The following is a 14614-nucleotide window of genomic DNA, read 5'->3' as shown; positions in this document are numbered from 1 at the left end:
GCAGAAAATAGCTCGGATAGGATTGGAATGGATAGAATATAAATCAATCTTTTTAATCTTTGTATTTCTATATACCGTCCGGTTTTCGTACTTCTCAGGAGTGATTTCCGTACTTCATGGGTACGGTTTTCAGCCCTCCGGCGTACCAGAACGGGATTTCTTGAAGTCGGTGTTCGGAACCGCTTCATAGGATTTTGGGAAAATGCGGTTGGGTTTTCCACAGCCCTGCTTCTGGATCTCCACCAGTCCGGCATATTGCAGTTCCCGCATGGTATTTACCGCTTTCTGCCGCCCACAGCGGAGCAGGTCAACTACCTCGCAGATGGGATAGTACAGGTAAATCCGCCCGTACTCGTCCGCCCACCCATTCTTGCGGGATAACTCTGTCCGGCGCAGGATAAAGGCGTACAACACCTTTGCCTCGTTGGACAGGGGCTTGAATGTAGGGGCTTCAAAGAGAAAATTCGGGAGCCGGGTGAAGCTGAACGCCTGTTCCGGCTGGTGAATGTAAATCGTGTTTGTCATATCGTGTTTTGTGGACGGTTAGAAGCCCGTTTTCCGGGGCGGGCGATACTTTATACCACCTGCCCCGGTTTGGGGCCTGCGAAGCCTTATAAATCAAGGCTTTTCCGCTCCTAACTGTCCACAGCAGACCTCCTTTTCCGTTCACTTTCTGTTTTCTGCCGCCTGTGAACTCTGGCGGCGCAGTCCGGGCAGTATTTAGCCCGGTTGGATTTGGGGACGAACACGCCGCCGCAAACCGCACAGCGTTTCATGTCCTTATCCCGGAAAATCTCCGCTTTCAGCGTCCCGTCCAGCGGCAAGACCGCCCAGCGGAACCACTTACAGCAGACCGAGAAAGAAACCGTCTGCGGGCAGGTGCAGGCGTCCCCATCGTCAAGGACAATGCAGTTGCCGTCCTCACAGCAACAGCACTCCCGGCGTATCAGGCTGGCCGCCTGTTTCTTCTGCGCCGGTGTCATGCGGTAAAGGGAACCGTCCGGCCTGCGTTCCAGCGGCGGCAAGTCTTTATAGGGGTTATCTCTCATGCGTTCCCTCCATTTTGCTTTCCATTGCCGTTCTCCCCGAAAAGGTTTCCTGCCTCGTCGTCGCAAGCTGCGTATCGCCCGTTTCGCCGCAAGCGGCAAAACTCACTCGCTCCGCTGCTCCTCCTCTCCCCACAAAGCCATGCGGCTTTGCGGGGGCCCCGACAATAGCGGCGTATTCCGGCGTTGGCACGCTCCCCGCAGCTTCGGGACGTTTTGTCCCGAAGTGACCTCTGGACAAAGTGTCCAAAAGTCCGGCTCCTGGCGGTGCTTCCCCAGCCGTGGTATTCTCTTTTCGGACGGTCATTCTGTTTTCAAGGTGCTGTCCATCGATGAACTACCCTAAGTCTACACGAAAAAAATGCAAATCCCGGCTTTTTGCGAGAATTGCATTTTGATGAAGTTTACACTTTGGAAATTGCATTTTTGCAATTATCTTGTATAATGGAAGTATGCGGAGGAGGTGCGTGTCTATGGCTTTACCCGGAACACCCGGACAGCGGATTTCCGATTTATGCAACGGGAACCACATCACACAAAAGGAACTTGCGGAGAAGATAGGCGTTTCCGCTTCCCAATTGAGCCGCATTGTCAGCGGCGAAACAAGAACGGTAAGCAGTGATATTCTCATAGGTGTGGCAAAGGAATTTAAGGTATCGACAGACTACATACTGGGCTTGTCTACCGTGAGCGTCCGTAAAAGTTACGATATTTCTGAATTAGGCTTGTCAGAGGGGGCCGTGAGGGGGCTTGTGACGGGTGCTGTTGATGTGCAAATCCTCAACCGTCTGTTGGAACACAGGAATTTTCCCAAGCTGATAGATTTGATACGGATTTATTTTCAGGATACGGCGGCAAAGGGCATAACAGCAAGAAACCAGCTTATCGAGATGGCAACGGCTTCCCTGTCCGACCTGATGAAAGAACACCCGGAACACCGGGCAGAAGCGAAGCAGGATTTACAGCTTTTGAACGCCCAAAAGATGGGGGAACATGAAGCGGAGATTGAAAAAATCAAAAATGTGTTCCTGGCTATCCTGCGGGACATTAAGAAAGACATTTACAACGGGGAACAGCCGGGAGAAGCTGTGACCGCCGCGATGTTCCAAGCCATGCGGGACGCACTGGCGGAACAGAAACAAAAACCGCTTTCCATTGACGATGTAACGGCGATGATAGCCGGACAGATTGGACAGCTTGCGCCGATGGACGAGGAAACCGCCGACCTGTTTCAGCGGTTAGTAAAGAAAATGATTGAACAGGCAGAGAAATAAATGTAGGAGAATATTAGAAAATGGGAAAAAGCAACTCGTACTATATGCAGCTTCATGTAGAAGCACTGTTTACAATGAATGAAAAGAACGAACTTATGACTATAAGGGAACCATGGGACTCCACTTCACAGCCGGCTCCCCGCTTCTATTTGACAAGACCACTTTACGAAAAACCACATACTTATTTTCGTGCTGACGTACCGAAAGAATTATGATATAATGAGTTATCAACAAATCAAAATTTGTGGAGGTAAAATATAGATGAATCAAGGAAGAATTATTGTGATTACAGGCTCACCGGGGACAGGAAAAACAACAACTGCGTCAATTGTCGCAAAGGAATCAGATATGGATAAATCAGTGCATATGCACACCGATGACTTTTTTCATTACTTAAGCAAAGGCGCAATACCACCACATTTGCCAGAATCCAACGAGCAAAATCTGGTTGTCATTGAAGCCTTTTTAGAAGCTGCAAAGCGATATGCTCGTGGCGGATATGATGTAATTGTAGATGGGATTGTCGGGCCATGGTTTTTGGAGCCATGGAAAGCTCTTGTTCGGGAACATTATGAGGTGCATTATATTATTTTAAGGGCAAGTAAGGAAGAAACCTTAAAGCGGGCTGTTGAACGCTCAAAGTTAGACCGAAAAACAAATATCGAATTGGTAGAAACAATGTGGGAGCAATTTTGCAATCTGGGAATATATGAATCGAATGTTGTAGATACGACCAATTATTCCATTCAAGAAACTGTTTCCGCAGTACAAGAAAAAATCGCAAGTAGGGCAGCATTGTTGTCTTAGATTGTTTTGGTGCAATTCCCATTTATCGAGCAGATGAAGTTGGGGAGCCGCCTGGAGGCGGCGGTGCCGAAGGATAAAATAGGAGATGTTAAGGTTATGAATAATGAATACGATAATGAGAAGTTTTTTGAAGAATATGCAAAGATGTCCCGCAGTAAAGAGGGGTTAAAAGCTGCTGGTGAATGGCATCAATTAAAACCTTTGTTTCCTTCGTTAGAAGGAAAATCTGTTCTTGACTTGGGGTGCGGATATGGCTGGCACTGCAAGTTCGCAGAAGAACAAGGAGCTACAAAAATATTAGGGATCGATTTAAGTAAGAAAATGATTGAGGAAGCCCAAAAGCGCAATTCAGGAAATCAAATTGAATATCGTATTAGCGGATTAGAGGAATATGACTATCCAGAAAATGAATGGGATTGTGTTATATCTAATTTAGCTCTGCACTATATAGAGGACATAGTGGAAATATTTCAAAAAGTGTATAGGACATTAAAACCAGGTGGAATTTTTCTTTTTAATATCGAACACCCTGTTTTTACCGCAGGAGTTGGGCAGGATTGGATTTATACAGATGATGGGAAACCGCAATATTGGGCGATTGATAATTACTTTATAACAGGAGAACGAAATACACATTTTTTAGGATGTGATGTAGTAAAACAACATCACACACTTACACAGATTATAATGGGATTGCTGAACAATGGGTTTGAGCTTAAAGTTGTAGAGGAAGCAGAACCGCCTAAAGAGATGATGGATATTCCGGGTATGGAAGATGAACTTCGCCGCCCGATGATGTTACTTGTAAAGGCGATAGCGAAAAAATAATATCTCTATTAGGAAAACTGATATACCCCAATTTAGAGAATGGCATAGTAATTCCTAGTGATAAAGAGAAAATGATTGCACTGGCAAATAAATACATTGAAAAAGAAAATGTAGATGCACTCATTCTCGCCTGTACGGAGCTGCCACTTGCCATAAAGCCCGAAGATGTTAATGTGCCAATCGTGAATACAACCCAAGTACATATCAATGCAATTTACCAATATGCAATTCGATAAAAATAGCAAAGCCAGCCGAGCCAGTCAACGGTCAAGATGAACGGCGCATTTCATGCGCCGCCGTTGACAGCCCCGCCCGTCTTTGCTAAAGGGTAATCAAGGCGGGAAAGCCCTAAAATGGCTTCACACCTATTTCAATAATTGGAGGAGATAAAAATGAGATCAGAAAAGGAAGTTTATGATATTGTTTTGAATTTTGCAAAAACAGACAAACGCATTCGCATGGTTACTTTGGAAGGATCTAGAACAAATACAAATATTCCGCCTGATGATTTTCAGGATTTTGATATTACTTTTTTTGTTACGGATATGGACAGCTTCACAAGTGATGATAAATGGCTAGATATATTTGGTGAAAGGTTGATTCTGCAAAAGCCGGAAGATATGGAATTATTTCCAGCTGTAGAAAAGGGATTTTCATATTTAATGCTGTTTACTGATGATGTTAAGATAGATTTAACTTTGCTGCCGCTGGAACTGATAGACGAGTATTTTACATGGGATAAACTGGTAAAGTTACTGTTGGATAAAGACAACCGTATCGTAAAGCCGCCAATACCAACGGATATAGACTACCACTTGCAGAAGCCTACTCAAAGAATGTTTGACGATTGCTGTAATGAATTTTGGAATACTACAACATATGTAGTAAAGGGCTTATGCCGCAAAGAAATTCTTTTTGCTATTGACCATATGAATGATATAGTACGAAAAGAATTGCTTCGCATGATTTCCTGGCTGATTGGTATCAAACAGGGATTTCATTTCAGTTTGGGAAAAAACTATAAATTTATGAAGCAATATGTCCCAGAGGAATTGTGGGAACGACTTATGTCCACTTATAATATGGATTCCTATCCCCATATGTGGGAATCCTTTGAACAATGTATGGCATTGTTCCGGGAGGTTTCGTCAGAAGTGGCATGCCAGTTGGATTACCAGTATCCACTATATGATGAAAAAATCAGTAATTATGTGATTCGGCAAAAGAAAAAATATGGCATTGAAGATGATAACAAATAAAATTTTTTCAATCGAAAAAATTTATTTTGATTATTCAATTTTGAAAAACTGAATACCTCAAAATCAGAAAGAGCGCGGACAAGCACTTTGAGGGATTGGCCGCCTTGTCCACCCATCCAGCGGGGCGGCGGGCGGCGGTCAAGGCCGGGTGTAACCCCGTTCATTTCAGCCTTGACGGTTGCCCGCTGTCCTGCTACTTTTCCGGGAGTGTGGCCACAACTTCGGGACACTTTGTCCACAAGTCGGAGCGTAGGACGAGGGACGGGGGCTTTCATATACCTGCCGCCGTTCTCTGAAAACAGGCCGATTTTTTGCTCATTCCCATTCGCAAAAATTCAGCCTGTTTTCCTGCCGGAGCAAACGGGGCGCAAGAAGCACCGCACCCCGTTTCCCCCGTCAGCCACGCCAGCAGGTATAACACACTACACTTTGCAAGCAAAGTCGTGTGCCAAAGGGGGCACCCCTTTGGAAACCCCGGACAACAAAACAGGCGGTATGCTGCCCTCTCCGGGAGCATACCGCCGTTTGTTGTCAGCAGCCCGTTTCACGGTCTGCGTGTAGTTCCTTGTAAACTGACCTAACGCTTTGCTGTGGCTCCTCTCCGTTGAGTTGTGCGCAGCTGCATCCGGATATGCGGCAAGAGAACGACGGCGGCTGGGAGATAATCCCAGCCGCCGTTCTTGCGGTTCAAATCGTGCAAACGAGATCAGTTGGAACCTGCATGGAAATACTTATAGCTGCTCACACTCGGCACATCTTGGTCAGTATGCGCTGGATCATAGGTCTCCGCATTGGAGCCGTCCCTATTGTCGCTGGCAGTAGCGGTCATTCCGCTGCCAAGCTGAAGCGTGCCGTTATAGAGTACGAAATAGCCGCGCAGAGTCACATCGCCGCCATTGATTGCCAGCGTACCCGGCTCCCTCCATCTGATCCCGCAACTCTCTGCGTCAATGTCCAGTGTGCCGCCGTTGATCGTTACTGTTCCAATGGTCGAGTGTCCCTCCATGAAAATTCCGAGGCCATTCACATCCGAATCCGCCTTAATTGTGATATTGCCGCCATTGATCGTCAGCGGGTTGCCGTAGTCCACCCAAATTCCGTAAGATTCACTGCCCTCCGACGGTCTGTAACAGTTCAGCTCCAGCTCGCCGTTGCCGGAAATAATCACAGGTTCTGTGGAATGGATTCCATAGATAGCATAATTGGTGGATGGACTCAAGTCAATGCTGTTCACAGAGTTGTCTGCCAGCACGATGTGCAGCGCTGCGTTCTCTGAAAACCGAATGCCCGAATCATGTAGTCCATAGGTATATCCGGAGCCCTGATAGCGGTAGCCGCACAGGGTCAGCGTATAGGTATTGGACGTCTCATCATAGGTTACGGACTGCACCCCCTTGATGTCCCGGTGAATTTGCATTCCATCATTGGTTACTTGCTGTCCACCGACCCACAATTTGATTGTTTTGTTGAACCCCTTATATTCCGTTTCGGTGGAGATCTTTCCTGTATAGTACCACTTGGCGTAAAGCTCGACAGGTCCGGTCCGGCTCGGGGAAATGCTGGTCACCGGCGTGGTATATCCGCTGTCCGTATACCAGCCCTCAAAGCGATGGGTTGTTCTGGACGGAGCGGAAAGAATCAGGCCCTGGCCGTAGGTGTATGTATCCGGGTTCGGATTTGTGGCAGCTTCTCCGGCCGCTTCCTCCTCCGGCACCTCCAGATGGTAGATAATTTCGTAGGATGCCGGTACCCAGCGGGCGTAGAGCGTCTGGTTGTTCGTGGTGGTCACCACTGTATCCGACGTGACCTTTGTGCCGCCGTTAGGCTCTGTGTACCAGCCGTCGAACCCATAACCTGTCCGCGTTGTGGTGGGTGTGGGCAGGGTGCCATAGGTGCTGCCGTACGCGACTTCCTTTTCGCTCAGATCCACCTCGCCGCCGTTGGCGTCAAAGGTCACGGTGTAGGTGTTGGCCGTCCACTTGGCGTAGAGGGTCTTGTTTTCCGTCGCATCCGCAGCGATCGCTGTCACCTGCTCTCCGCTGAAACTGCTGTCCTCGTACCAGCCGCCGAAGGTATAGCCCGTGCGGGTGGGCGGAGCCAGGGGCACGGCAGTCCCGTAGGTATAGAAGAACGGGTTGGGATTGGCTGCGTCATCCACATTTTCATAGGTGATCTGATAGGTGTTTAACGTATCGCTGAACTGGGCGTAATAGGTCACATCTCCACCAACGGTGGTGCTCTTCGTCAAGGCCGTGCCCGAACCGTCTTCCTTTGTGTTCCAACCGGTGAAGGTATAGGTGTGGCCAGTGGAGGTTTTCGTGGGGATGCTGCCGTCATAACTGGGCTTTGAGCCGAACTTCACATCGGAATCGGTTTCCAGCGTGTCACTGCCGTTCATCCATGTGACCGTATGTCTGGTTCGGTCGTACTTGATTTCGATCGTAGTGGAACCATCCGCTTTGATTTCCGCCTGTGTGACGGACTGCGCTGTAAAGCCGGTATAGCTCTTGGCTTCTGCGGCGGTCTGCTGAGATGTTGTACCAGATTTTTCTTCGGATTCGTGCTGCGTATAATCGTCGTCCTCAATATTCTGCCAGAGGTGTTTGACGGTGTAGCTTGCAGCACCTTCTGTCCAGTGTGCATACAGCGTGTGGGAAGCAGCCGTGCTTACCACGGTTTCGGCTGTGACCGGCTCGCCGTCACTTGCAGCTGTGAACCAGCCCGCGAAATCGTAGCCGGCGCGGGTGGGGGCGGGCAGGTCGCCGTAGGCAGCGCCGTAAGTCACTGTTTTGCTGCCCCCCGCATCCGTCAGGACGCCGCCCTTGGCATCGAAGGTCACAGTGTACTGGTTAGCCGTCCATTTGGCATAGAGGGTCATGGGGCCGGAAACGGTGTTGCTGAACTCCCATGCCCGGGTGCAGCTCTGATCGGTGTACCAGCCGCCGAAGGCGTAGCCCGTACGGGTCGGGTCATCGGGTTTTGTGATCTTGGCATCCGTCTTGACGGTAGTTGTCTGAACCGCGCTGCCGCCCATGGCGTTGAACACGATGGTATTGTTGTTGGGCGTCCACTGGGCGGTGTAGGTCACGCTTTCGGTGACGGTCTCAGACGGAGTTTTGTCCCAGCCGGCAAAGGTATAGCCCTCCCGTGCCGGTTTGGGCGCAGCCATCTCCGCGCCGTATTTGCAGATCTGGATGGTCTGCTGCATTCCGTTATTCAGATCCCACGTCACGGTGTACTGGTTCCGGTTATAGTACACCCGAACCACGGTGGAGCCGTCCGGGGCGATGGTCTGCTCTTCAAAAGCCCTGGCGGTAAAACCGGGATATTCGTTGGCGCTGTCCGCGGTCATGGCCTCCGTGGTGCCCTGCCTGGTTTCCGCGGCACTCAGTTTGTACGAGCCGTTCAGTTCCTCCAGATAGTGCTCCACGGTGTATTGTGTATCCGCGCTGGGAATCCATTTTGCGAAGAGCACCATACCCTTTGCTTTGAGATCAGATTGGCCGAGGGCATTGGTAAAGGTCGAGGGCATCGTGCTTGTACTTCCGGTATATGGTTTGCTGCACGTGTAATCGATGTACCAACCCGCGAAGGTATAGCCCTGTTTCACAGGATCCTGCGGCCAGGTGATGGCAGCGCCCACGCCGCCGGTGAGCTGCGCTACGGCGGAACCGCCCATGGGGTTAAAGCTGATGTACCGCAGCCCCTCCGGATCGCTCCATGTGATATGGATGACCTTCTGGATGGGCTCGGAGGTGAAGGACAGCGCAGCCTTCTTCCATGTAATGGTCATGTCGGTCTCTTCGTTCAATGAGCCGGTGGGCGGCGTGACCGTCACGGTATTGCCGGCCGGGTCGTAGCGGAAGGCCGGGTTAGAGAAGGAGATGGTAAAGGCGCTCTCGCTGCCGTCATCCCGATTGACCGCTCCCGTCTCACCTGATTTCAGATCCATGTACTGCATGGTATAGGTGGAACCGGGCAGAGCAAGGCTCTTGACGGTCTTAATGTTGTAGCCTGTGTCATCCGTCACGGCGAAGGCATAGACATTCTGCTGCTCACCCGCCGACCACAACGGCCACTCATGGGCATAGAGGGTAGGCGCCCAGGTGAGCTTGCTGCTGTTGAAGGCCTGTGCCAAAAACTTGATGTCGATATACATTCCGATCTCGATGAGCATGGCTCCGGCGGAACGCTCCTCCTTCCCCTGTCCCTGCACCCAACGCAGATGATAGAAGAAGTAGCCCCAAAGCTGGGAGTAGGCCCCGACATCCGCCACGATGCCGATCTTATCCAGATTTAGGGAGATCAGGCCCACATACATCTCCAGCCGCAGTCCCGCGCGGATGCCAACGGTGCCCACCACATAGAAATCGAAATTGTATTGGGGCGTGATGATGTCAATGGTCTCATTGGTAGCCTGTCTGGACTTCACACGGACGGAAAAGTTGTACCGTTTCTGGGTGGTATAGTCAAAGCTCATACCCATGGACACCGCCAGATTGGCGCTGACCACGAAGCTGCCCTTTACCTGCCAGCAGAAGATATGCAGGAAGGCGCTGCCGTTGTTTTCAAACAGCTTGACGTTGACGATCTCGAACCATGTGTCATTGGCGTTATCCATCACGCCGGCATAGATCTCCGCCAGGGAATCCATCTCGCCGTCTGTGCCCTGCACGCCGCCCGCCTCGGCATAGTCTTCCATGCGCTCCATGATGGCGTCCAACTTTGCCGTCATGGAGGCGTCCTCCTCGTCCCCGCCTGCCGTAATGTCAGCGGTGAAGCCGATGCCGGTATAGTTGCCCACATCAAAGGAGGCGTTCAAAGAGTAGTCATAGCGCAGGAAGCCTATTTTGTGGCGCTTGGTGCTGACGCTTTGCCGGAGGATGATCTCCTCCTCAAAGGTGGCGGTGATGCCGATCTCCACCTTGTCGTTGATCTTCACAGTAAAGGGGATACTGATCTCCACGTCAAAGCCATTGCCCTGCAGATGATCCAGCCTTTGGTTGGCGCGCACCTTGATATTGATGTCCTTAGCGTCAAATTCCACCTCTACCTTGTTTCCGTCTTTGGCCGCGGCAACAACGCCGCTGTACGGTACGGCGGAGGCTCGCATGGTTTTCATGGTTTCCTCCACCTGCTCGGGGTCCGGCAGCTCGTTCAGTTCGTCGCTCTCCAGCATCACGGCCGCGAGATAGAGGGCGGCCTCCTCGGCGTAACCGCTTGCTTCCACGTCTGCCCGGATCTCGTTTTCGATCTCCGCCTTCTCCTCGTCGCTGACTTCGATCTCCCTGTCCTGCGTGTAGTAGACGTCCAGTGCGGTTTCGATGTCCGCTTCTGTTGCGGAGGTGTAGGTGATGACATAGCTGTTGCCAGTTTGGGTAAATTCAGTTATTTTTCCATAAGAATTTGCAGAGGCATTTTCGCTGTATGCGCTGCTGATAAAGCCGATGAAGTCGCCTGCGTCCAGGCTGTCCGCGTCCACATTTTCCATGGCTGTGGATAGATTGTCCGCTGTGATGGTAATGGTGTTTTCGTTGTTGTCCGTATCCCAGACGCTTTGGATGGGCAGCACATCGGGCATAAAGAGCACATCCTCCACATCGGCCATCTCATAGCTGTAACTGCCGCTGCCGTTGACGGCAGTGATCTTGATGTAACCTACCTCGCCCTCGGTGGAACTGACATCGTTCAGATCTACGCTGCCGGAGGTGACGGCCAGGGTATCGCCCACTGCCAGCGTTTCAGAACCCGTGTAGGTAAAGCTGCCGCTGGTGGTGTTCTCGGCGCTGCGGCCCTGTCCGTCGATCTGATACAGCCCGGCGAACACCGTGTCCTCCAAGCCCTCGGTGTCAGTGACCGGGATCTGCTTCACCCCATCGTTCAGTTCGGCGTTTTTCACCTCTTCTTTTGCGGTGAGGAGATTCAGATAGCGGATGGACGCGCTCTGCTCGCCATCGTCCAGTTTGAACCGCGCCGCCTCGTCCAGCAGCTCCACCTGGTAGGTCTGGCCGGCCTCCAGCACAGCGGACACCGTGGAACCGCTGACGGTGTAGTCCACGGCCATATTGCCGCCTGTGATATTGATGAATTTCACGGCGGCTTTGATATTGCTCTCTCCGGTCACGCCCACCACGTCAAAGGAATAGATACCCGCCTGAAGTTCCGTGCGGGTCACATAGTTTGGCGTTTCCATGGACTGCACTTCTGCTCCCGCCGCCGTCTTGGCATAGAGGGTCATGTTTTTTGTCACGGTGTCGCCCGTTTCCACCCCGCGGGTCAGCTCTTGATCATAGTACCAGCCCAGGAAGATCACCCCGGCCTTGGCCGGCGTAGGCAGGCTGGCGACGGGAGTGCCCTTCGCAACAGTCTGGGCGTTAGGAAGGGTGATGTCCGTCTGATCGCTGCCCAGCGCAAATTGCACTTCGTAATAGGTGGTCTGGCTCGTCCCTCCGCCGGAGGAGCCGCCTCCGCCAGAAGATCCGCCGCCTGTGGAGGGCTTTTCCGGCTTGACGGCTGGATCTCCGGCCTCGGGGTCGATGCTGACCCGCTCGGAGGGCACGCCGGGTTCCTGATACCAGGTCTCCACCGTTTCGTCCGTCCGCATACACAGTGTGGCCGCCTGGGCACGGCTGGCATTGCCCGCCGGATTAAAGTTTACTCCGTCGCCGTTCAGAAGGCCGGTTTTCCACAGCTTCAAGACCGCGTCCCGCGCATAGGGGGAAACCGTGTCGATGTCCGCAGGCATGGTGGTGACCACCGCGTCAGTCGTATAGTCCACATCAAATTTCTCAAAATAGCGCACAAAAAATACGGCCATCTGCTCCCGGTTGATGAGCGCATCGGGGGAGAACTTCCCGCCGCCCGTACCAGCCGTGACCCCGTGCTTCACCGCCCATGCCACATAAGGGGCATAATAGGCGTCTGCCGGTACATCGCTGAAGCTGCTCGCACTCTGATAGCGATCGGCATCTACTCCAGCCATCCGCCCCAGCACAGTGACGAACATCCCGCGGGTCATGGTTCCGTTGGGTTCAAAGGTCGTTTTGCTGGTGCCGCTGAAAAAACCGTTGATGCGCGCGTATTGCACAGCCTTGTAGAACCAGTCTGTTTCCTTCACATCGGCAAATGGGTTTGCCTGCTCCGCAGATGCTCCCTGTGTATCCGTAACGGCAAAAGCCGTGGTTGGGATCAGAGAGACTACCATAACAATCGCCAGCAGCAGGCTGAGTATCCGTTTTTTCATATCGTGCATTCCTCCTCCTTGGTCATTTTGGAATCTTCCTGTTTCAACAATAACAGCAGCCGCTCGAATTCTTCTGATGCGGCCGGCCGAATGTGTCCCCGTTCTCAGCGGGACAATCCCTCCCCCATGGGAGAGGGAAAGGGGGCGAGCCCCCTTTCCCTGAACACCTCTGCTCAGTCCTCATAAACGGTAGTCGAGATCTCGCCTCCCGCGCAGTCGAAGGTCACGGCGTCGGAGCAGGCGTAATTGCCTGCCGCATCCCACATCTCAAAGACCATGGAGTAGCTGCCGTCGAACAGGGGTGCCTCTCCAAAGGCCGTGTCGGCGGTGACGGTCAGTTCCTCAGCGGCGTACATCTCAAAATCATCATCCCCAGTGAAGGTGGCGGCTTTCCAGATGGTGGTAATGACGTCGCCCTCGGCCAGCAGACGCAGCTCCTTGCTGGCCATGCCGGACTCGTCCAGCCCCTGGGAAGCGCCCAGGATGCTCCATTCCTCAGCGGTAAAGTCGTATGCCACCTGCAGGTTGTACGCCTCGCCATTTAACAGGATGGGAACGGAGTAGAGGTTGTAATCATCGCCCTCGAAGGACAGCTCCATATAGACCAGATGACCGTCCAGTGCGCCCCAGACGCCCCGGAAATTGTCGTAGAACACGCCGTTTTCCCAGTCAGCGGTCAAATCGTTGTCGGTGCCCAGCAGGAGCATCTGGTCGCCCGCCTCGTCCACATAGAACAGAGAGAAGCCGATGCCCGCCAGAACATCGTTGGCTTCTGGCCCGAGGGTCAGGAAGGAGGTCCCCTCATCGTCCAGATCCAGCGGTGCGCCGTCCCAGTCCATATCGGCCAGCGTGACCCGTTCCGGCAGTTCCCCAATATCCAGGGAACTGAGATATTCCTCGCCGTCCTCGGCCAGCTCGCCGGTGAGCTCGTAGGCGTAGAGATGCTTGAACGCGGTGCTCTCACCCACGGTGATATACCCGTTCAGATCGTCCACATCGCCGTTGTAGGAATAGTAGCAGCTCAGTCCCGTAGCCTCGGCCCGATAGGGACCGCCCACCTGATAGATCACACAATCCGTCAGCGCGTCACAGACCCTCTGGGCGGAGGGCAGCATCCATGCGGTCTGTCGAGCCAGATGGCCCAGATCCACCATGTTGGTGTAGCCTTGCTCCCGGGTGTTGCCGCCGTAGTTCTCACTCCGGGCGGCGGCCCGGCCCAGTTCGGCAAAGAAGCCAGGATCCTCCGCCGCAGCCGCGAGCGCCTCCTGTCCAAAGGACTCGTAGGCCTCCAGCAACGGTTCCAGTCTGGAGAGGTCGGTCACGGACAGGGTGGTCTGATCCTGGGTGCCCACCGCCTCGCAGCCTTGGTAATAGGTGTCGCAGATGGCGGTGCCAAGCGCTGCGCCGTCCATATCCGTATTTTCCGCCAGCGCCCCCAGCCAGCCGGAATAGAGCCAGCCGTTGCCAGGCTCCACCTCTTCGGAGGCCACCAAGTATTTGGCAAAGTTCTGGAAGGTGGACGCCACATCCACCGTGGCCATCAGGCAGGTGTCGAAGCCCACCAGCTCCAGCGCCGGGTGTTCGGCGTCTGCCGGCCATACGGCGTCAAAGGCCTGATACATCTCGGCAAGGTCCAGGGAATCCAGCCCGTGAAGCTCGTCAAAGGCCGCGCCGCTCACCGAGCCGCCGCCGTGGTTCCAGAAGGTCACTGCCACCTTGTCGGCGGGGTAATTCTCATTGGCAAAAGCAAGGAACTCATAGAGGGTCTGGGCGTCGCCCATATTGGCGGTATCCTGCTCCTCGATGAGCTGCAGCCCCTCGCTGTTGTAGAGCCACCGCTGAAGTTTTTCCGGATCCATCTGGTCGTTCTGCCACACGGCGGCGCCGCCGGTCTGGATGACCACATTAACGTTTTCGGGCAGCTGTACCTCCATCATCTCGGAAAGGTCGGTGGTGGCGAAGCCGCCGTTGGTCTCAAGATCGCTGCCGCACAGATACCAGTACACCGCCCAGCTTCCGTCCCCGGCGTGAAAAACGGGGGCGGCGTCCGGGGTGGACCCATCCGCAGCCTCGTCCCCGCCGCAGGCGGCGAGGGACAGGCACATAACCGCTGCCAAAAGAAATACGAATATTTTGTTCTTCATCCCTGCCTCCATT

9 protein-coding genes are annotated in these 14614 nt (G+C 53.0%); 5 read left to right on the top strand and 4 right to left on the bottom strand.

Annotated elements, in window-relative coordinates; genetic code table 11:
* Positions 1-129 precede the first annotated feature (129 nt).
* On the bottom strand, positions 130-525 hold the full coding sequence (locus J9789_RS00850) for a replication initiator protein A (RefSeq protein ID WP_007215984.1): 396 nt from the start codon (positions 523-525) through the stop codon (positions 130-132).
* A 110-nt stretch (positions 526-635) separates the two neighbouring features.
* Positions 636-1049: a cysteine-rich VLP domain-containing protein gene (locus tag J9789_RS00845; protein WP_007215983.1), complete on the bottom strand. Its 414-nt coding sequence runs from the start codon at positions 1047-1049 to the stop codon at positions 636-638.
* 470 nt (positions 1050-1519) lie between these two features.
* Between J9789_RS00845 and J9789_RS00840 the strand changes: the two genes are divergently transcribed.
* The 5 genes from J9789_RS00840 to J9789_RS00820 all read left to right on the top strand — a co-directional run bounded on the left by J9789_RS00840 (position 1520) and on the right by J9789_RS00820 (position 5214).
* Positions 1520-2320 carry a helix-turn-helix transcriptional regulator gene (locus J9789_RS00840; RefSeq protein WP_209341360.1) on the top strand — a complete coding sequence of 267 codons (801 nt, stop codon included), beginning with the start codon at positions 1520-1522 and terminating at the stop codon, positions 2318-2320.
* A gap of 261 nt (positions 2321-2581) precedes the next feature.
* Entirely contained in the window at positions 2582-3127 is a 546-nt protein-coding gene (locus tag J9789_RS00835) for an AAA family ATPase (protein ID WP_007215980.1), read from the top strand.
* Positions 3128-3223: 96 nt separating this feature from the next.
* Positions 3224-3955, top strand: coding sequence for a class I SAM-dependent methyltransferase (locus J9789_RS00830; protein ID WP_022582627.1), 732 nt, complete (start codon positions 3224-3226; stop codon positions 3953-3955).
* On the top strand, positions 3952-4191 hold the full coding sequence (locus tag J9789_RS17350) for an aspartate/glutamate racemase family protein (protein WP_071585656.1): 240 nt from the start codon (positions 3952-3954) through the stop codon (positions 4189-4191). The genes J9789_RS00830 and J9789_RS17350 overlap by 4 nt, the downstream gene beginning before the upstream one ends.
* Before the next feature lie 156 nt (positions 4192-4347).
* Complete coding sequence (locus J9789_RS00820) at positions 4348-5214, top strand: aminoglycoside 6-adenylyltransferase AadE (protein WP_001255868.1); 867 nt, start codon at positions 4348-4350, stop codon at positions 5212-5214.
* A 706-nt stretch (positions 5215-5920) separates the two neighbouring features.
* Here the strand turns inward: J9789_RS00820 and J9789_RS00815 are convergent.
* Both J9789_RS00815 and J9789_RS00810 read right to left on the bottom strand, forming a co-directional pair.
* On the bottom strand, positions 5921-12457 hold the full coding sequence (locus tag J9789_RS00815; protein WP_209341358.1) for an InlB B-repeat-containing protein: 6537 nt from the start codon (positions 12455-12457) through the stop codon (positions 5921-5923).
* 173 nt (positions 12458-12630) lie between these two features.
* Positions 12631-14601, bottom strand: a complete 1971-nt coding sequence (locus J9789_RS00810; protein ID WP_209341356.1) for a clostripain-related cysteine peptidase — start codon at positions 14599-14601, stop codon at positions 12631-12633.
* Positions 14602-14614 lie beyond the last annotated feature (13 nt).

It is taken from the genome of Flavonifractor sp. AGMB03687 (assembly GCF_017811815.1).
In the GTDB taxonomy this organism is placed as follows: Bacteria; Bacillota; Clostridia; order Oscillospirales; family Oscillospiraceae; genus Flavonifractor.
Note: the sequence above shows the minus strand (reverse complement) of the source record. Positions and strands in the feature narration are given on the sequence as shown.